Below are 18675 nucleotides of genomic sequence, written 5' to 3'. Positions count from 1 at the left end.
TATATTTAATTAATGATTATCCAGACAATCGATATTTCGTTTTTTTAATTTTATCTGCTGAACCACTAAGCCTAATAATATACAAATTAACCCAATTAACGTTGATGGGTAGATAGTCTCGCCAATAATTTGAGATAACAAAATCAATGAAATAAATGGCGATAGAAAAATTAAATTACTCACCTTGGCGGTATTTTGAGTGCGTTTTAGTGCCGTTAGCCACAATACAAACGTAACGCCCATTTCAAATAATCCGACATAAGTCACCGCCAACCATCCCTTAATGCTGATTGTTTCCCAACCTAGTCCTTCGTACCAAACAAGCAGGGCAGAAAACGGCAGCGAAACCAAAAAACCGAGTAAGACAACTAATATTGGGTCGGCTTTATTTTTGGCATTTAAAATCCAATAACTTGCCCATAGTAAGGTTGATAATAACGCCAGCCCCACACCTAGTGGACTATCAAAAGATAATGCAAGCACATCCCCTTTAGTTGCAATAATCAGCACACCTAAGTAACCAAGCGTGCAGGCCAACCAGTCTTGTTTGCGAATTCTTTGACCTAAAAATAAGGCCGCCATTAAGGTTAAGGTAATCGCCCAACTGTAATTAAGCGGCTGAGCTTGAGATGCCGGTAATAAGTCGTAAGCCTTAAACAGAATCAAATAATAACCGAGAGGATTGACCAGTCCTAATAAGATGAAATATTTAGGGTTAGCGAGAAAGGTTGATGCTAATTGAGGAAGGGTTCCTTTGATTGTGCAGATAAACAGTAACACTGCCACCGAAACCAAACTGGCGACCAATAGCATTTGAATAGGTGAAAATTCTTGCAGCGTGAGTTTAAAGGCAGTGGCAACGGTTGACCATAATAAAACAGCCGCAAGCCCATAAAGAAGAGCGCTGCGTTCTGAGGATGCCGTGTTTTCCATAATCGCCTCTTGTTCGCTAAATTAAACTATAAACTGGACATTTATCCAGTATTTAATATGATCTGAATAAATAAATGTAAGAAAGTAAGGGTACTTATGCAGTGGATTTTTAATCATAGCGATTTCATTTGGCTTTGCCTAATAGTTGCTTTGATGATGTTGGTCGGTGCACAACTTTGGATTAAAAATCGCCATAGTCACCAAATTGAAATGCTAAAACAACAGCATGAGTCGGAATTAGCGAATCAACAACAAATTTTGCAGGCCACACATCAGCAAATAAAGCAGCAGCAATCGGAGTTAGACCAACTCGACATTGAGCGTGATAAATCTGAATTCGAAGCGAGAAAGAATTTTGGCCAGTTAATGGTGGCTAATGAACGATTAAAACAGCTGGAACAAATACAGTTCGACTTGCATCAACTGCAAGAAAAGTATGAGCAATTAAATAACCAAAATCATGAACTAAAAGCCAGTATGCGGGAGCAAGACGCTAAGCATGAACAAGAAAAACGTTCCGCTCAAGAGAAGCTACAACTATTAGAAAAAGCCGAGCAAAGATTAAAAGTTGAGTTTGAAAGTCTCGCTAATCAGTTATTTGAAAGCAAAGTGAAAAGTGTTGATCAGCAAAATAAACAAAGCCTAGAAAGCCTATTAAATCCATTAAAAGAACAACTCAATGGCTTTAAGCAGCAAGTAACTGCGAGCTATCACGCTGAATCTAAAGAGCGGCATACCTTAGTACATGAAATCAAACAGCTACAGAAACTCAATGAACAAATGGCGCAAGATGCCGTTAACTTAACCCAAGCGCTGAAAGGTGATAACAAGCAGCAAGGTAATTGGGGCGAAGTGGTTCTGGCGAAAGTACTGCAAGATTCTGGCTTGCGAGAAGGTTATGAATATCAAACCCAAGTTAGCTTAAATCACGCTAGTGGTAAACGTTATCAACCGGATGTAATCGTTAATTTACCAGAAGATAAACAAGTGATTATCGATTCGAAAATGACTTTAGTGGCGTTTGAGCGCTACTTTAATGCTGACGATGATGCTCAAAAAGCCAAAGCCTTAAATGAACATTTGGTATCGGTGAGAAGCCATATCAAACAGCTAAGCCAAAAAGATTATCACCAACTAAAAGGTATAACCTCGTTAGACTATGTCTTGATGTTTATTCCGATTGAGCCGGCATTCCAGCTTGCTATTGAGCGCGATCCAAGTTTGATTCGAGATGCGATGGAACAAAATATTATCGTGGTGAGCCCGACGACTTTGTTGGTGGCACTACGGACGATTAATCATTTATGGCGTAATGAAAGACAAAATCAAAACGCTCAACTGATCGCAGAGCGAGCCAGCAAGTTATATGACAAGATGCGTTTATTTGTCGATGATATGGAAGCGGTTGGGCAGGCGTTAAACCGCGCGCAAAATAGTTATCAAGGTGCAATGAATAAGTTGTCGACCGGACGCGGTAATCTCATTCGCCAGGCAGAGAGCTTCAAATCATTAGGGGTAGAAGTTAAAAAATCAATTAGCTCCGAAGTGAGTGAAATTGCACAAAATGATTCTGACAAAGACAGACAAGCGATTGAGGATAAAGTAAACTAACCGCAATCAAATTAAGCGCACATCTGTGTCAACGTTGGAGTAATAGAAAACATGACAGATAAGCCAGTACATGCAGACAGTTCTGACTCGCAAACTGAAACCACGCACTTTGGGTTTTCAACCGTAGCAAAAGAGCAAAAAGTTGAAAAGGTTGCAGAAGTCTTTCATTCGGTGGCCGCTAAATACGACATCATGAATGACTTAATGTCGGGTGGTATTCACCGTTTATGGAAGCGCTTCACGATTGATTGTAGTGGTGTTCGTCCTGGACACAAGGTGCTTGATCTTGCTGGTGGTACTGGTGACCTAACCGCTAAGTTTTCACGTATAGTTGGTGATACTGGCGAAGTTATATTGGCTGATATTAATAACTCTATGCTCAATGTTGGCCGCGATAAGCTGCGTGATATCGGTATTGTCGGCAATGTTCATTACGTGCAAGCCAATGCAGAAGAGCTTCCTTTCCCTGATGATCATTTTGATTGCATTACCATCAGTTTTGGTTTACGTAATGTGACAGACAAAGACAAAGCGCTGCGCTCTATGTTCCGAGTGTTAAAGCCCGGTGGTCGCTTATTGGTACTTGAGTTTTCGAAGCCGAAAGTTGAAGCATTATCGAAAGTCTACGATTTATACTCTTTCCATTTACTGCCTAAAATTGGTGAGTTTGTGGCCAATGATGCCGATAGCTACCGCTACTTAGCTGAATCCATCCGTATGCATCCAGATCAAGAAACATTAAAAGGCATGATGGAAGACGCGGGTTTTGAGCAAACTAAATACTTTAATTTGACTGGCGGTATCGTTGCCTTGCATCGCGGATATAAGTTTTAAGGAATAAGTATGCCATTTGAACCATTGGTGACAGGGATTATTGAAACCACATTAAACCGTTTAATTCTCGACGCGCCTGAACATCAAAAGCAGGTCGCTCGTTTAAAAGGTAAGGTGATCAAAGTTCATATACAAGAACTCGATCGTCAACTGATTTTTGTGTTTAGTCACCAGGTTGATGTACTTAGTCATTATGAAGCTGAGCCGGATTGTTACTTGAGTTTAAAGTTAGCAGTACTGCCTGAATTAAAAGATCAATCCAATATCACGCGTTTAATTAAGCAAGACAAGTTAGTCCTAGAAGGTGATATTCAATTAGCACAAAAGTTCTCCCAACTGATGACCGACATTAAGCCGGATCCGGAAGAGTGGCTATCTCGTGCAACTGGAGATGTTGTCGCTCATACCGTAGTGCAAGGTGCTAAGAATCAAGCTGAATGGCTTAAACAAGGATTGCAGAACCAACAAAGAAGGTTGGGTACAGTGGTTACTCAAGAGTGGAAAATTGCTCCTAATGCGCTTGAAGTTGCTTACTTCTGCGATCAAGTTGATGAGCTGGCCGGTTCAGTGTCAGTCATCGAACAACGTTTAGAGAGATTGGTGGCGAAGTTATGACGTTAGGTGAAGTAAGACGTTTATATCGCATTATCAAAATTCAATTAGAATACGGACTAGATGAACTTTTACCTGAACATCAATTGGTAAAAATGCCTCGTCGCCTGATTAAACTTTTATTCTGGATCCGTAAAAAACATCAAGATAAAGAAGTGGGTCAACGCTTGCGACTCGCGTTACAAGAATTAGGTCCGGTTTGGATTAAGTTCGGTCAGATGATGTCGACTCGCCGTGATTTATTTCCTGATTACATCGCCGATCCTTTAGCCTTATTACAAGATAAAGTGAACCCATTTGATGGTGAATTGGCGAAGCAACAGATTGAAAAGTCATTGGGTGGACCATTAGAGCAATGGTTTAATGATTTTGATATTACGCCGCTTGCTTCTGCATCGATTGCCCAAGTGCATACCGCGAAGGTAAAAGAGACTGGCCAAGAAGTCGTTCTTAAGGTTATTCGCCCCGATATTCGCCCGGTTATCGAAGCAGACTTAAAATTGATGTACCGCATGGCGAGAATTGTTGCTCGATTTATGCCAGATGCACGTCGATTAAAACCGGTTGAAGTAGTTGAAGAATACGAAAGAACCTTGCTCAGTGAGCTAGACCTGCGTATGGAAGCGGCCAATGCATTGCAGCTGCGCCGTAATTTTTCCGACAGTAAAGATCTCTATGTTCCGGATGTATTAATGGATTTTAGCTCTGAGCATTTAATGGTCTCTGAGCGAATTTATGGTATCCAAGTGTCGGATCTCGATGGACTAGCCAAAAACGGCACCAACATGAAACTTCTTGCCGAGAAAGGCGTAAGTGTCTTTTTTACTCAGGTGTTTCGTGACAGCTTTTTTCATGCTGATATGCATCCAGGTAATGTGTTTGTTTCTTGGGAGACACCGGAAGATCCCTTGTGGATTGGTTTAGACTGCGGGATTGTCGGCACGCTCAATAATGAAGATAAGCGTTATTTAGCCGAAAACTTTTTAGCCTTCTTTAACCGAGACTACCGACGCGTGGCTGAATTGCATGTTGATTCTGGGTGGGTGCCTGCCGATACAAATCTTATTGATTTTGAAGCAGCTATTCGGACCGTGTGTGAGCCTATTTTCGCTAAACCATTATGCGACATCTCCTTTGGTCATGTATTGCTAAACTTATTCAATACAGCACGTCGATTTAATATGGAGGTGCAGCCACAATTAGTACTTCTACAAAAGACATTACTTTATATCGAAGGACTAGGTCGTCAACTATACCCACAACTTGATTTGTGGCAAACCGCCAAGCCTTTCTTAGAGAAATGGATGATGGAGCAAGTAGGGCCGAAAGCAATATTGAATGCAGTGAAAGACAAAGCACCACTATGGGCAGAAAAATTACCTGAGTTGCCAGAGTTACTCTACGAAACTTTAAAACGTGGGCGTGACTTAGATCAAAATGTAGCACGTTACTTTGCCCTATATTCGGCGAGTAAGCGAAAACAGACGACAAGTAAGTTTTTATTTGGCATTGGCGCGACATTAGTCGTATGCTCTGCCATATTGCAGTTAAGTGTAACGGATTGGCATCATCAATTGTCTGGTGGGTTTGTTATTGTGGGAGCTATATTTTGGCTCGCGAGTTGGCGAATCTACCGTAATTAAATCGTAAATTTGGCACATTAGTATGTGTTTCTTTTTATTTGACCCGAGGTAAAACAAATGGGCGGAATCAGTATTTGGCAACTTTTGATTATTGCAGTCATCGTTGTGTTGTTATTTGGTACTAAAAAACTACGTGGTATTGGTGGTGATTTAGGCTCTGCGGTAAAAGGCTTTAAAAAAGCGATGAGCGAAGAAGATGCAGAGAAAAAAACTGAATCAAAAGATGCGGATTTTGAAGCGAAATCGCTTGATCAAAACAAAGTGGATGCAAGTGTAGAAACTGACACTAAAAAAGAAAAAGAGCAGGGCTAATCTGTGTTTGATATCGGTTTTTGGGAGCTGGTATTAATATCGGTTGTCGCACTTGTTGTTTTAGGACCAGAGCGTTTACCGGTCGCGATACGTAGTGTGAGCAAGTTTGTTCACACTGCAAAAACGATGGCGAACAATGTGAAAGATGAATTATCCCAAGAGCTCAAAATACAAGAGCTGCAAGATAATTTACGTAAGGCTGAAAATATGGGGATGAAAGATCTCTCTCCGGAGCTGCAATCTTCTATTGAAGAGCTAAAAAAAGCCGCTCAAGATGTGCAGCGACCTTACGCTAAAGAATCTGAACCTACCTCTACTACAACGCCTTCTAGTTCGACAGATGAATATCTATCGGAAGAGAACCGCATCATGAAAGATGTAAGTTCTATCGATGAGAATAAAACATCTGACGACAAAAAAGCTTAACTCCCTGTTTTTCTTTGCTACTCACTGGTTATCTTCAGTGAGTTAGCGTGTTATCAAGAGGTTCACATGTCCACTCAAGAACAAACTCAGCCATTAATTTCCCACCTGATTGAGCTGAGAAACCGAATCTTAAAAGCGATTGCATCTGTTTTAGTGGTCTTTGTTGGTCTGGTTTGGTTTTCTAGTAATATCTATGAATTTGTTTCCGCACCATTAATTGATCGCTTGCCTGAAGGCGCAAGTATGATCGCAACCGATGTTGCTTCGCCATTTTTTACACCACTTAAACTTACCTTGGTCGCTTCAGTATTCGTTGCTGTACCTTTGGTACTTTATCAAATATGGGCGTTTGTTGCGCCAGGCTTATATAAGCACGAGCGTCGCTTGATCGCGCCATTACTCTTTTCTAGCTCTTTGCTGTTCTATGCTGGTGTTGCGTTTGCTTACTTTGTGGTTTTCCCACTGATCTTTGGGTTCTTTACCGCGATTTCATTGGGTGGTGTCGAATTTGCTACCGATATATCCAGTTATCTAGATTTCGTCCTTTCGCTATTCATGGCATTTGGTATTGCTTTTGAAGTGCCAGTTGCGATTATTTTGTTGTGCTGGACTGGCGCGACAGATGCAAAATCTTTGGCTCAGAAAAGACCGTATATTATCGTGGTGGCTTTCGTTGTTGGGATGCTATTGACACCACCGGATATGGTGTCGCAAACCTTACTCGCGGTGCCGATGTGTATTTTGTTTGAGATTGGTTTATTTTTTTCGCGTTTCTATACCAAGCGTGGTGAGTCGGATGAAAACCAAAATGATAACGATGACGGTTAAGTGGAACTCTAAACCTTATACCAATCGTACTAATTATCTGCTCATCTAATTAGTGTGATTGGTATTATCGCTAAGATCGAAAAACGCAGCCAATTATTTTTATGATAAAGGTGGCTGCGTTTTTTATGGTTTCATGTGAAACATTTTAGTATCAATCGATGATGCGATTGCTATTTTAGTTTAAATAAGGTTCCAGTATTACGATCGGTAATATCACACACTTGCGAGACCGGCATCTCTTTTAAGTCCGCAATACGTTGTGCTACTAATTGCATAAACGACGGTTCATTTCGCTTACCACGATGCGGGGTTGGTGCTAAATAAGGGCAGTCTGTTTCCAAAAGAAGGTAATCAAGATTAAGCTCAGGGATAACTTTATCCATCCCTCCATTTTTGAAAGTAGATACGCCACCAATCCCTAAATGGAAACCGAGGTCGTTAATCGCGTTGGCTTGTTCGACTGAGCCACCAAAGCAATGAAAGACACCCGTTAATGTGCCATCTTGTTCTTGAGATAAAATACGTAGTGTTTGGTCGATGGAATCTCGAGTATGGATCACTACCGGTAATTTTAGTTCCTTAGCCCATTTTAACTGTTCGCGAAAGGCGAATTCTTGTTCCGCTTGGAAGGTTTTATCCCAATACAAATCAATACCAATTTCACCTACTGCAATAAACTTGTGTTTATCAAACCATGCTTTAATCGTCGCTAAATCTTGTTCAATATTGTTATTTACGTAACAAGGGTGTAATCCCATCATTGAATGACAAGTGTCTGGATAGGCGGCTTCCGTTGCGAGCATAGGCTCAATTGAATTCAAATCAATATTTGGCAGTAAAATTTTCTTTATGCCGATATCTTTAGCGCGTTGAACGACGTCATCACGGTCTTGATCAAATTCTTCGGCATAAATGTGCGCATGGCTATCTATCATAAAAAACTCATAGTTGGAGAATACTCACTTAGTATATACCTAAGTGACTGGGGCATAAATGACACAGTAGTTAAGATCACATCCGGTTATGAATTCATAAGGGATTGAGACATTCTTTGCTTTCATGGCATGGCGAGGGTGATATGATGGAGATAGCAAAGTTATAGAACCTATCAGTAAGGAGAGTAAAGGTGTCAGTATCTATTCAAGGTCAATTCCCTGGTCGTCGTTTACGTCGTATCCGTAAGCATGATTTCAGTCGTCGCTTAGTCGCTGAGAATAAAGTATCAGTCAATGACCTGATCTATCCGATGTTTGTATTGATGGGGAAAAACCGTCGTGAAGCGGTAGAATCCATGCCAGGAGTTGAACGACTATCCATTGATTTATTATTGGAAGAGGCCGACTATCTCGCCAAATTAGGTGTGCCTGCGATTGCGCTATTTCCTGTCGTGAATCAGGACGCTAAATCATTATGTGCAGCTGAAGCTCATAACCCGGAAGGATTAGTGCAACGTGCGGTACGCGCATTAAAAGAGCATGTGCCAGATATTGGTGTGATCACTGATGTTGCGCTCGACCCATACACGACCCATGGCCAAGATGGCATTATCGATAAAGATGGTTATGTGCTTAATGAAGAAACCACAGAAGTGTTAGTTAAGCAGGCATTGTCGCATGCGGCAGCGGGGGCGGATGTAGTCGCGCCATCGGATATGATGGATGGACGTATTGGTAAAATCCGTGAAGCGCTGGAAAAATCCGGCCATATTCATACGCAAATTATGGCGTATTCTGCTAAGTATGCTTCTAATTACTATGGCCCGTTCCGCGATGCTGTCGGCTCTACCAGTAACTTGAAAGGCGCAGATAAGAAAAACTACCAGATGGATCCGGCTAACAGTGATGAAGCGTTGCATGAAGTGGCGATGGATATTAATGAAGGTGCCGACATGGTGATGGTGAAACCTGGCATGCCATACCTAGATGTAGTTCGCCGAGTAAAAACTGAGCTTCAAGTACCGACGTTTGCTTATCAAGTATCTGGTGAGTATGCGATGCATAAAGCGGCGATTCAAAATGGTTGGTTAAAAGAAAAAGAAACGGTGATGGAATCTCTATTGTGTTTTAAGCGTGCAGGTGCCGATGGTATTTTGACTTATTTTGCTAAAGATGTCGCTGAATGGTTAGCGCAAGATAATATCTCTGCCGATCAAGTCGAAGATTAGCCTTGGCGGTAGTCGTTAAAATTAAATAAAAAATGGGAGCCTGAAAATAGACTCCCATTTTTATAGAAAGAATTTTGTTGTGGAGAGTTTTACAAGCTAGTAATGGTTAATGGCCAGCCAATATCTGTTTGGCGGTTAGCTTCAATTTCTAGTTCAGTTTGAGTTAATGGATTGTTTTTCAACCAGTCGCTGTCCATTGCTAGAGTCAAATGATCATCTTGAGCAGTTAGTGCAAATTTAGGTTGAATCTGAGTGCTTCTACGGTGTGTGAGTAGAACCGATAAGCGTAGCAGGCGTAGTAGGCGCTTACTGCTTTGCCCTGATAGCGCATGTTGCTCTGGTAGAGATGATAGCGAATCACGGTAGCGTCTTACTAGTTCAGCAAGAAAGTGTTTTTGTGCACGAGTAAAACCGGGAAGGTTGAGGTGTTGGAGTAGATAGGCACCGTGTTCTCCGCCTTTTTTGAAATCAATGCTTAAACCGATCTCATGTAATTCTGCTGCAGAATGTAATAAAAATTCTGCTTGGGCTTCTGGGATCCATTGCTGATGGCCACATTGCTGCAGCAATTGCATTGCGACATCCGCCACTTGAACACCATATTGAACATCAACCTGGTAACGCTGTTGCACGCTGGAAATCGTGCGTTGACGAATATTAGATTGGCGCATTTCACCGATCATTTCATAAGCTAACCCTTCACGTAATGCGCCGCCCGCTAATGTCATCGATTCAATATTTAAGCTTTCAAATATTGCGATTAAGATTGATAAGCCACTAGGGAAAACTAAAGCACGCTCTAGTGTTAAGCCATCAATTTCTAGCTCTTCTAAATGAGAAGCCATCATGGCTTGTTTCTGTAGTCGCTTTAATTTAGCTAAGGTAATGATCTCATCCATACCTTGAGCCAACATGATCTCTTGCAGTGCTTGAACCGTACCGCTCGCACCAACACAAACATCCCAACCTAGAGTGGTGTATTTCTGCAAAATTGGTTCTAGAGTAGATTTTGCCGCCAAAATAGCTTGTTCAAAATTTTGTTGAGTTAATTGGCGATCGTGAAAGTAGTGATCCAGCCAGGTAACACAGCCCATTGGTAGACTCACTAGAGCTTTAGCATCAAACTCACGACCAATAATGAGTTCAGTACTGGCGCCACCAATATCGACCACCAAACGATGACCTAGCCCACCAGAAGTATGCGCTACACCTTTATATATAGTCGCCGCTTCTTCTTCTCCTGAAATGATTGCAACAGGGTGGCCTAGAATTTGATTCGCTTTTTTGACAAACACATCAACATTAGTTGCTGAGCGAAGAGCTGCAGTCCCTACAATACGAATATTATTGGTTGGAATATCTTGCAAACGCTCAGCAAATAAGCTTAAACAGTCCCATCCTCTTTGCATGGCTTCTTGACTTAACTGATTATTTTGATCTAATCCATTAGCCAAGCGAACTTTACGTTTGATTTTTGCCATGGTTTGCACGCAACCATCAATATGACGGGTGACTAACATATGGAAGCTATTAGAGCCTAAATCAATCACAGCATATAAAGGGGATGAAACTGCATTACTCATAAATCAATCATACCTTAGCTAGGGTTACGCGGTTGACGCGGGCGACGAGTATTATTGCGAGAACCATTATTACGGTTTGAATTACGAGAGCCACCGGTATTGGTTCTACGGTTAGTTTGCGGACGGCGTTGTAAACGTATTGGTGGTGGTAAATCGGTTAACAGTGCTTCTGCGTCGTATTCCGACATAGGAATTGTGTGTTCAATATATTCTTCAATTCCTGGTAGGTTTACCGCATATTGTTCACAGGCAAAGCTGATTGATTTGCCGCTTGCGCCTGCACGACCAGTACGACCGATACGGTGTACATAATCTTCACAATCATCAGGTAGATCAAAGTTATACACGTGAGTCACTGCTGGGATGTGCAGACCACGAGCAGCAACATCGGTTGCAACTAGGAAATCCACGTCACCGCGAGTAAATTCTTCTAGAATACGTTCACGTTTTTTCTGAGGAACATCACCTGTTAATAAGCCTACACGATGCCCATCTGCCGCTAAGCTACCCCAAACGGCTTCACATTTATGTTTAGTATTCGCAAAAATAATCGCACGTTCGGGCCAATCTTCTTCGATAAGCGTTTGTAGCAGCGCCATTTTATGTTCGTTGGAAGGGTAGAATAATTCTTCTTTAATACGATGGCCGGTTTTTTGTTCGGCTTCGACGACCACATGTTCTGGGTTATGCATATGCTCAAATGCTAATTCTTGCACTCGGTAAGATAGCGTGGCAGAAAACAGCATGTTTAGGCGATCACTTGGCTCTGGCATACGACGGAATAAAAAGCGAATGTCCTTAATAAAGCCTAAATCGAACATGCGATCGGCTTCATCCAGTACCACTGCTTGAATGCTATTTAAGCTAAATACTTTTTGCTTGTAGAAATCAATGATTCGGCCACAAGTACCAATCAATATATCGACGCCATTTTGTAGTTTAGCGTGCTGCTTCTCGTAACTCTCACCACCGTAAGCTAAGCCTGCTTTTAGGCCTGTGCTAGCAATTAAGCCTTCCGCATCGTTATAGATTTGGATGGCTAGCTCACGAGTAGGCGCCATAATAATCGCTCTAGGGTGTGATTTGGCACGTCCTTCTGGCTCGGCTGTTTTGAGCAAATGATTAAAAGTAGCAGTAAGAAACGCGAGCGTTTTACCTGTACCCGTTTGGGCCTGGCCTGCAATGTCTTGGCCGGTGAGCAGTACCGGCAACGCCAAGGCTTGGATAGGGGTACAGTATTCGAACCCTTTTTTTTCCAATCCTTCAATGACTTGGGGTAATAAATCCAAGTCGGCGAATTTTTGCTCTGTGATGTGTGTCTTTTTCATTGCTATAGAATATCAGCTTAAGCTTGCAATACGAAAGTAAATCCATTCAAATAGGGAATCTAATTGCTGGTTATCATCCAACCAGAGCATAAAAATATATATTGGAGTGGAAGATGAGTGACAAGATTATGCAGCTTTCTGATGAAGGTTTCGAAAATGATGTAATCAAAGCTGCTGGTCCAGTTCTAGTAGATTTCTGGGCAGAATGGTGTGGTCCTTGTAAAATGATCGCCCCAATTCTTGATGAAATTGCTGATGAATATGAAGGCAAACTCACCATTGGTAAATTGAACATCGATCAAAACTCTGGCACGCCACCAAAGTTTGGTATCCGTGGTATTCCTACATTACTTCTTTTTAAAGATGGTGGTGTTGCTGCAACTAAAGTTGGTGCGTTATCAAAGACTCAATTGAAAGAGTTTTTAGATGCTAATTTATAAGCATCGATAAAATGATAAACTTAACCGCATATAAATAGCTTATAGGCGGTTTTGTTATTTTATAAAGCTAGACTAGTCTTTACTTTAATGATAATTTAACGCACGTTAAATACACAAATGTTCATTTCTTGGCCGTTCCTATAGGTCAAACATATCTTATTAAACAACCAACAGAATCCTATTTTGACAAAAAAAGCATCCACCACTATGAACCTAACAGAACTGAAAAACAGACCTGTATCTGAGCTTGTCGCGCTTGGTGAAAGCCTAGGTTTGGAAAACTTAGCCCGTTTACGAAAACAAGACATCATTTTTTCCATCCTTAAAGCGCATGCCAAAGGTGGTGAAGATATTTTTGGCGATGGGGTCTTAGAGATTTTACAAGATGGTTTTGGCTTCCTACGTTCATCAGACAGCTCATATTTAGCCGGCCCTGATGATATTTATGTTTCTCCAAGTCAAATTCGTCGTTTTAATTTACGTACTGGTGACTCAGTAGCCGGAAAGATTCGACCACCAAAAGATGGTGAACGTTACTTTGCTCTCCTTAAAGTCAACACCGTTAACCATGATCGTCCTGATAACGCCCGCAATAAAATCCTTTTCGAAAACTTAACCCCTTTACATGCGAATGAACGCATGGTGATGGAGCGTGGTAATGGTTCAACGGAAGATATTACGGCTCGTGTTTTAGATTTAGCATCTCCAATTGGTAAAGGTCAACGTGGCCTGATTGTTGCTCCGCCAAAAGCGGGTAAGACGATGCTGCTGCAAAATATTGCACAAAGTATTGCCCACAATCATCCTGAGTGTGAGTTGATGGTATTACTTATCGATGAGCGTCCTGAAGAAGTAACCGAAATGCAGCGCTTAGTAAAAGGTGAAGTGATTGCTTCGACTTTTGATGAGCCAGCATCTCGTCACGTTCAAGTGGCTGAAATGGTGATTGAAAAAGCCAAGCGTCTAGTTGAGCATAAAAAAGATGTCATTATTCTGCTTGATTCGATTACTCGTCTAGCGCGTGCCTATAACACGGTTGTCCCTTCATCAGGTAAAATTCTGACGGGTGGTGTGGATGCCAATGCACTACACCGTCCTAAGCGTTTCTTCGGTGCGGCTCGTAATGTTGAAGAAGGTGGTAGTTTAACGATTATCGCAACAGCATTAGTTGATACTGGCTCTAAAATGGATGAAGTTATCTACGAAGAATTTAAAGGTACAGGTAACATGGAATTACACCTAAACCGTAAGATTGCGGAAAAACGTGTCTTCCCAGCTATCGATTTTAACCGTTCAGGTACTCGTCGTGAAGAATTGCTAACTAAATCGGATGAACTACAAAAAATGTGGATCCTACGTAAAATTGTTCACCCTATGAGTGAAACAGATGCAATGGAATTCCTGATTGATAAATTGGCAATGACCAAAACCAATAATGAATTTTTTGACGCGATGCGCCGTCAGTAAATTCTGAGTTTGTCGTTGATCTACGAATAAAGACTATCACCGCTCACATTGGGCGGTGATTTTTATTGTCTAAAAGATAATTTACTTGCACCATATTGATAGAGGTTAGGATGACCTCGATTTTCAATACAGGAAAACAAAATGCGACATCGGATGTTAGCGATTATTTTTCTGCTGAATATTGTGCTTAATGGGCAATGGGTACAAGCAAGTGAGATGACTCACAATGAAGTCACATCTTGGTTAACTAACCCTAAGGTTCAATCTTCGGTAGAGCAGATCTATCAATTAGCTTTGCAAGACCAAGTTCCCGAAATCCAAACGTCATTGGATAGTATGCCTATGCCTAGGCAAGAAGTGGTGCGCTACCTCTTTTTAAAAAAATTAGAAGACACGCGCTTGGTGCTGAGTCCTCGCTTGGCTATTTTCATTCAATCTCACCAAACTCGTCAGCCACTCTACCAATATTCAGAATCTGGTGAGGGTTATAGTGTAACGCTTCCAGCTTTTAATGCTTCGTTGGTGGCCAACCGTTTAATTAATCATTGGAAACAAGATCAAACTACCCTCGATTTTATTATTGGAGCTGAAAATAACCAATTGCAACTCTCCAATTGGCTGAAAGGTGACGATTATCAAGTGAGACAAAAAGAAGCACTATTTATCAGTGAGGCCGATAGTCTTTCTCCTCAAGCTTTACAGTTTCTCTCCAATCAATTGGTTGGTAATAGTCTAAAGTGGCTACCCACAACGCCGATTATTATTAAATTGGCTCAATTAACTAAGGATGAACGGCTTTATAATTTACTGTGGAAAATGAAAGGTGATGATCATAGCTTTAAGGAAATTCAACGCTTAGCTCAACAAGCGGATCCATTTTCATTGCAGCAAGTTATGAATGCGACGCACAACCCAGCGATAAAACCCATTGCGTTAAAACAACTCACTAACATGAAGTTAATGCCTGAAAGTGTGCAAACTTTTCTTATTGAACGGTTGAATCATTCAGGTGATGGTTTATTGGTGGCACAAACGCTATCTGAAAGTGAGCACTATGACTGGTTGGTCTCATTGCTTAAATCTGGGCAAGTGAGTCAATCACAAGCATTACTCAAATCAATCGCTGCGATAGAATAGCCATAAATTTAATGATAATGATTGTGATTTTACTTTGAGAGCTCATGCATATTGTCTTTGTTGTGTATATAATGTCCGCCATCGCATGCAGCCAGTGGAAAGGTTATGAGTTTTAAAGATTTACGTGACTTCATTGAGCATTTGGAAACGAATGGCTTACTCAAGCGAATTTCTCATCCTGTTGATCCTCATTATGAAATGACAGAAATCAGTGATCGTACTTTACGAGCTGGTGGCCCTGCCTTGTTATTTGAAAACCCTATTGGTTACGACATGCCAGTATTGACTAACTTGTTTGGCACCGCTGAACGTGTGGCAATCGGTATGGGAAGAACAGACGTTAATGAATTACGTGAAGTGGGTAAATTGCTCGCTTTCTTAAAAGAACCTGAGCCACCAAAGGGCTTTAAAGATGCTTTTTCAAAACTGCCGTTATTTAAACAAGTATTAAATATGCCGGTAAAAAGGTTGCGAACGGCTGCTTGCCAAAAAATTGTCTGGCAGGGCGATCAGGTTGATCTCGATAAAATTCCAGTAATGAGCTGTTGGTCTGGTGATGTTGCTCCGCTATTAACTTGGGGCTTAACCATCACGAAAGGTCCAAATAAAAAGCGTCAAAATCTAGGCATTTATCGTCAGCAAAAAATTGCCAAGAATAAAATTATCATGCGCTGGTTAGCTCATCGAGGCGGAGCGCTAGACTTACGTGATTGGATGGAAAAATATCCGGGAAAACCTTTCCCTGTCTCGGTTGCATTTGGTTCTGATCCCGCGACAGTACTAGGTGCGGTCACGCCTGTACCAGATACTTTGTCTGAATATGCTTTTGCAGGATTACTTAGAGGAAGTAAAACAGAGGTAATAAAGTCACTGACTAATGATCTTGATATTCCAGCGAGTGCAGAGTTGGTACTTGAAGGTTATATCGACCCGCAAGAATTTGCTGATGAAGGTCCTTACGGCGATCATACTGGTTATTATAACGAACCAGAAAAGCATCATGTGTTTACTATTACTCATATTACGATGCGTGAAGATGCGATTTATCATAGTACTTATACTGGGCGTCCACCGGATGAACCTGCGGTATTAGGCGTAGCATTAAATGAAGTTTTTGTGCCTATTCTTCAAAAACAATTTCCTGAAATTATCGATTTTTATTTACCGCCGGAAGGCTGTTCATATCGCATGGCTGTGGTGACGATGAAGAAACAATATCCTGGTCATGCCAAAAGAGTCATGATGGGGGTGTGGTCTTTTCTGCGTCAGTTTATGTACACCAAGTATGTTTTAGTGTGTGATGAAGACATTAATGCTCGAGAGTGGAGTAGTGTGGCGCAAGCGATGGTTGAAAATATGCAACCGCAAAGGGATACTTTGTTTATCGATAATACTCCGATTGATTCTCTTGATTTTGCTTCGCCAATTGTTGGCTTGGGATCAAAAATGGGAATGGACATTACCAAGAAGTGGCCAACTGAAATAGAAGCCGATAAGTCGAATAATGCGCTAAATAACACGGGTTTGCTGAAATTAACTCAAGATGATGTAGCGAATCTATATCAGCAGATACCAGAAATCACCAATTTACATTTCCCTATCCAAGATAATTCTTATCAAATGATGATAGTCAAAATGGAAAAGAGCCAAACTGGCCAGGGATTTGCTCTCATCAATAAATTACAAGATCTTTTGCAAGAGAAGATCGATCTTAAATTTGTCATTATTTGTGATGGTGATGTTGATATCTCTGATTGGAATGATGTGATATGGGCGATCACCACTCGTATGGATCCTTCACGAGATACGCTAATGTTAAATAGAGAGAAAGGATCGATGATGGGACTTGATGCCACTAATAAGTTTGCTGATGAAGTGACAAGAGAGTGGGGAACGCCAATTATTAAAGATTCTCAATTGGTGAAAAGAATAGACAGTATCTGGAATGATCTAGGTATCATTATCCCAGATGACTTATAAGGTAATAATTAAACCTAGCAATATAGAGTTTACCTGTGATTCAGGGCAAACCATATTATCTGCCGCAATAGAGCGAGGCATCATGCTACCGTTTAGATGTAAAGTTGGAGCATGTATGACTTGTCTCTGTAAAAAGATCGAAGGTGAAGTGGAATATCAATTGCAACCTATGCTGACAAATCAAGAAAGGCAGCTGGGTTGGATATTCCCATGCCAAGCATACGCAAAGAGTCACTTAATTTTGACATTTGAAGAGTGACAAGAGGAAATCATGACCATTGAATGTAAAGTAAAGTCCATCGAACCATTAGCAAGTAACACATTTCGTATTTTATTACATCCGGAAGCGCCAGTGTCGTTTAAAGCTGGACAATACCTTATGGTAGTGATGGGCGAAAAAGACAAGCGATCATTTTCAATTGCCAATAGCCCTTGTCGACATTCTGGAGAGTTAGAATTACATATCGGCGCTGCAGAACATAATGCTTATGCTATCGAAGTTGTAGAGGCAATGAATCAAGCTTATGCGGATGGCAGTAATATTCAAATTGATGCCCCACATGGGGATGCCTGGTTACAAGAAGATCAAGAACGCTCTCTATTATTGATTGCTGGTGGCACTGGCTTTAGTTATGTACGTTCAATCCTAGATCATTGCATTAGCCAAAAGAAAACTCAGCCAATCTATTTATATTGGGGAGGAAAAGATAGTAGTCAGCTATATGCTATGCAAGAATTAAAAGAAATCGCCCAGCAAACCAAGAATGTTCATTTTGTTCCAGTGATAGAGAATGAAGAGCAAGATTGGCAAGGTAAACTAGGTAATGTCCTGCAAGCGATTGAGCAAGACTTTGAATCTTTAGCCGATTTTGATATTTATATCGCAGGCCGATTTGAAATGGCAGGGGCGGCTCGAGATCAATTTGTGGATCGTAAGCAAGCACAGAGAAATCGTATGTTTGCTGATGCATATGCTTTCATATAGAAGAAAAGTGTCAATTAGAGAGTTTTATATACAAAAAAGGGGCTTTTAGCTCCTTTTTTAATCGAACAATAAAAAAATCCAAAAAAACGCGAAAAAGATCTTGCCAACCCAAAAGATCTCCCTATAATGCGCCCTCACTGACACGGAGTACGCAGCCTAGCTGCAGCAACGAGTCAGAGGTCAAAACCTTCTCAAAAAGGTTTGCGATGATAGCCTTGAGCTAGTTTGATTTCACTTTTTAAAGTGAATAAAATAAAAGTTTTAAAAAAGTGTTTGACACGAACTTTTAAATCGTTAAAATGGCCGCCCTGTTCAACGAGACGCATTAAGCGATTTCAATAAGAACAACGCTCTTTAACAATTTAAACCTATCAATCTGTGTGGGCACTCGT

Annotated in this window: 18 protein-coding genes; 14 read left to right on the top strand and 4 right to left on the bottom strand. The window is 41.1% G+C overall.

Annotation, left to right across the window (positions count from 1 at the left end; genetic code table 11):
• Window positions 1-9: 9 nt before the first annotated feature.
• On the bottom strand, window positions 10-933 hold the full coding sequence (locus ACN0T8_RS15030; RefSeq protein ID WP_417881434.1) for a DMT family transporter: 924 nt from the start codon (window positions 931-933) through the stop codon (window positions 10-12).
• A gap of 96 nt (window positions 934-1029) precedes the next feature.
• On the opposite strand from ACN0T8_RS15030, the gene rmuC reads away from it, so the two are divergent.
• The 7 genes from rmuC (at window position 1030) to tatC (ending at window position 7199) form a co-directional block, all read left to right on the top strand.
• On the top strand, window positions 1030-2544 hold the full coding sequence (rmuC, locus tag ACN0T8_RS15025; RefSeq protein WP_417881433.1) for a DNA recombination protein RmuC: 1515 nt from the start codon (window positions 1030-1032) through the stop codon (window positions 2542-2544).
• Window positions 2545-2595: 51 nt separating this feature from the next.
• Entirely contained in the window at window positions 2596-3378 is a 783-nt protein-coding gene (gene ubiE / locus ACN0T8_RS15020) for a bifunctional demethylmenaquinone methyltransferase/2-methoxy-6-polyprenyl-1,4-benzoquinol methylase UbiE (RefSeq protein ID WP_417881432.1), read from the top strand.
• A gap of 9 nt (window positions 3379-3387) precedes the next feature.
• Entirely contained in the window at window positions 3388-3993 is a 606-nt protein-coding gene (locus ACN0T8_RS15015) for a ubiquinone biosynthesis accessory factor UbiJ (protein WP_417881431.1), read from the top strand.
• Window positions 3990-5633, top strand: coding sequence for a ubiquinone biosynthesis regulatory protein kinase UbiB (gene ubiB / locus ACN0T8_RS15010; RefSeq protein WP_417881430.1), 1644 nt, complete (start codon window positions 3990-3992; stop codon window positions 5631-5633). Before ACN0T8_RS15015 ends, ubiB begins: the two co-directional genes overlap by 4 nt.
• 57 nt (window positions 5634-5690) lie before the next feature.
• A complete protein-coding gene (gene tatA / locus ACN0T8_RS15005) occupies window positions 5691-5945 on the top strand; it encodes a Sec-independent protein translocase subunit TatA (RefSeq protein WP_417881429.1) in 255 nt (84 codons plus the stop codon).
• A 3-nt stretch (window positions 5946-5948) separates the two neighbouring features.
• Window positions 5949-6371 carry a Sec-independent protein translocase protein TatB gene (tatB, locus tag ACN0T8_RS15000; RefSeq protein ID WP_417881428.1) on the top strand — a complete coding sequence of 141 codons (423 nt, stop codon included), beginning with the start codon at window positions 5949-5951 and terminating at the stop codon, window positions 6369-6371.
• 66 nt (window positions 6372-6437) lie between these two features.
• On the top strand, window positions 6438-7199 hold the full coding sequence (gene tatC / locus ACN0T8_RS14995) for a twin-arginine translocase subunit TatC (RefSeq protein ID WP_417881427.1): 762 nt from the start codon (window positions 6438-6440) through the stop codon (window positions 7197-7199).
• 170 nt (window positions 7200-7369) lie between these two features.
• Here the strand turns inward: tatC and ACN0T8_RS14990 are convergent, their stop codons facing one another.
• On the bottom strand, window positions 7370-8134 hold the full coding sequence (locus tag ACN0T8_RS14990; protein WP_417881426.1) for a TatD family hydrolase: 765 nt from the start codon (window positions 8132-8134) through the stop codon (window positions 7370-7372).
• A 191-nt stretch (window positions 8135-8325) separates the two neighbouring features.
• Here ACN0T8_RS14990 and hemB point away from each other — a divergent pair, with 191 nt between their 5' ends.
• A complete protein-coding gene (gene hemB, locus ACN0T8_RS14985; protein ID WP_417881425.1) occupies window positions 8326-9363 on the top strand; it encodes a porphobilinogen synthase in 1038 nt (345 codons plus the stop codon).
• 89 nt (window positions 9364-9452) lie between these two features.
• Here the strand turns inward: hemB and gppA are convergent, their stop codons facing one another.
• Both gppA and rhlB read right to left on the bottom strand, forming a co-directional pair.
• On the bottom strand, window positions 9453-10946 hold the full coding sequence (gene gppA / locus ACN0T8_RS14980; protein ID WP_417881424.1) for a guanosine-5'-triphosphate,3'-diphosphate diphosphatase: 1494 nt from the start codon (window positions 10944-10946) through the stop codon (window positions 9453-9455).
• Window positions 10947-10960: 14 nt separating this feature from the next.
• The gene (gene rhlB, locus ACN0T8_RS14975; RefSeq protein WP_417881423.1) at window positions 10961-12274 is read right to left on the bottom strand and encodes an ATP-dependent RNA helicase RhlB; all 1314 of its coding nucleotides are present in this window, start codon (window positions 12272-12274) and stop codon (window positions 10961-10963) included.
• A gap of 113 nt (window positions 12275-12387) precedes the next feature.
• Between rhlB and trxA the strand changes: the two genes are divergently transcribed.
• From trxA to fre, 6 genes are all read left to right on the top strand, one after another.
• Window positions 12388-12714, top strand: coding sequence for a thioredoxin TrxA (trxA, locus tag ACN0T8_RS14970; protein ID WP_027695437.1), 327 nt, complete (start codon window positions 12388-12390; stop codon window positions 12712-12714).
• A gap of 207 nt (window positions 12715-12921) precedes the next feature.
• On the top strand, window positions 12922-14181 hold the full coding sequence (rho, locus tag ACN0T8_RS14965) for a transcription termination factor Rho (protein WP_237296489.1): 1260 nt from the start codon (window positions 12922-12924) through the stop codon (window positions 14179-14181).
• Window positions 14182-14322: 141 nt separating this feature from the next.
• A complete protein-coding gene (locus ACN0T8_RS14960; protein ID WP_417881422.1) occupies window positions 14323-15318 on the top strand; it encodes a hypothetical protein in 996 nt (331 codons plus the stop codon).
• Between the two features lie 105 nt (window positions 15319-15423).
• Window positions 15424-17298 carry a 4-hydroxy-3-polyprenylbenzoate decarboxylase gene (gene ubiD / locus ACN0T8_RS14955; protein WP_417881421.1) on the top strand — a complete coding sequence of 625 codons (1875 nt, stop codon included), beginning with the start codon at window positions 15424-15426 and terminating at the stop codon, window positions 17296-17298.
• Window positions 17288-17557: a 2Fe-2S iron-sulfur cluster-binding protein gene (locus ACN0T8_RS14950; RefSeq protein ID WP_417881420.1), complete on the top strand. Its 270-nt coding sequence runs from the start codon at window positions 17288-17290 to the stop codon at window positions 17555-17557. Before ubiD ends, ACN0T8_RS14950 begins: the two co-directional genes overlap by 11 nt.
• 12 nt (window positions 17558-17569) lie before the next feature.
• Complete coding sequence (fre, locus tag ACN0T8_RS14945) at window positions 17570-18283, top strand: NAD(P)H-flavin reductase (protein WP_417881419.1); 714 nt, start codon at window positions 17570-17572, stop codon at window positions 18281-18283.
• The last annotated feature ends 392 nt before the right edge of the window (window positions 18284-18675 follow it).

The sequence above is a fragment of the Vibrio sp. genome (genome assembly GCF_048266485.1).
Taxonomy (GTDB): Bacteria; Pseudomonadota; Gammaproteobacteria; order Enterobacterales; family Vibrionaceae; genus Vibrio.
This window is presented reverse-complemented; position numbering and strand designations above follow the sequence as displayed.

Excerpts from the sequence above, each read along its gene's own strand:
- trxA (WP_027695437.1), top strand. The coding sequence starts at position 12,388 with ATGAGTGACAAGATTATGCAGCTTTCTGATGAAGGTTTCGAAAATGAT.
- ACN0T8_RS14990 (WP_417881426.1), bottom strand. The coding sequence starts at position 8,134 with ATGATAGATAGCCATGCGCACATTTATGCCGAAGAATTTGATCAAGAC.
- tatC (WP_417881427.1), top strand. The coding sequence starts at position 6,438 with ATGTCCACTCAAGAACAAACTCAGCCATTAATTTCCCACCTGATTGAG.
- ACN0T8_RS15015 (WP_417881431.1), top strand. The coding sequence starts at position 3,388 with ATGCCATTTGAACCATTGGTGACAGGGATTATTGAAACCACATTAAAC.
- fre (WP_417881419.1), top strand. The coding sequence starts at position 17,570 with ATGACCATTGAATGTAAAGTAAAGTCCATCGAACCATTAGCAAGTAAC.
- gppA (WP_417881424.1), bottom strand. The coding sequence starts at position 10,946 with ATGAGTAATGCAGTTTCATCCCCTTTATATGCTGTGATTGATTTAGGC.
- ubiD (WP_417881421.1), top strand. The coding sequence starts at position 15,424 with ATGAGTTTTAAAGATTTACGTGACTTCATTGAGCATTTGGAAACGAAT.
- rho (WP_237296489.1), top strand. The coding sequence starts at position 12,922 with ATGAACCTAACAGAACTGAAAAACAGACCTGTATCTGAGCTTGTCGCG.
- ubiB (WP_417881430.1), top strand. The coding sequence starts at position 3,990 with ATGACGTTAGGTGAAGTAAGACGTTTATATCGCATTATCAAAATTCAA.
- ubiE (WP_417881432.1), top strand. The coding sequence starts at position 2,596 with ATGACAGATAAGCCAGTACATGCAGACAGTTCTGACTCGCAAACTGAA.
- tatA (WP_417881429.1), top strand. The coding sequence starts at position 5,691 with ATGGGCGGAATCAGTATTTGGCAACTTTTGATTATTGCAGTCATCGTT.
- rhlB (WP_417881423.1), bottom strand. The coding sequence starts at position 12,274 with ATGAAAAAGACACACATCACAGAGCAAAAATTCGCCGACTTGGATTTA.
- ACN0T8_RS14960 (WP_417881422.1), top strand. The coding sequence starts at position 14,323 with ATGCGACATCGGATGTTAGCGATTATTTTTCTGCTGAATATTGTGCTT.
- rmuC (WP_417881433.1), top strand. The coding sequence starts at position 1,030 with ATGCAGTGGATTTTTAATCATAGCGATTTCATTTGGCTTTGCCTAATA.
- ACN0T8_RS14950 (WP_417881420.1), top strand. The coding sequence starts at position 17,288 with ATGACTTATAAGGTAATAATTAAACCTAGCAATATAGAGTTTACCTGT.
- ACN0T8_RS15030 (WP_417881434.1), bottom strand. The coding sequence starts at position 933 with ATGGAAAACACGGCATCCTCAGAACGCAGCGCTCTTCTTTATGGGCTT.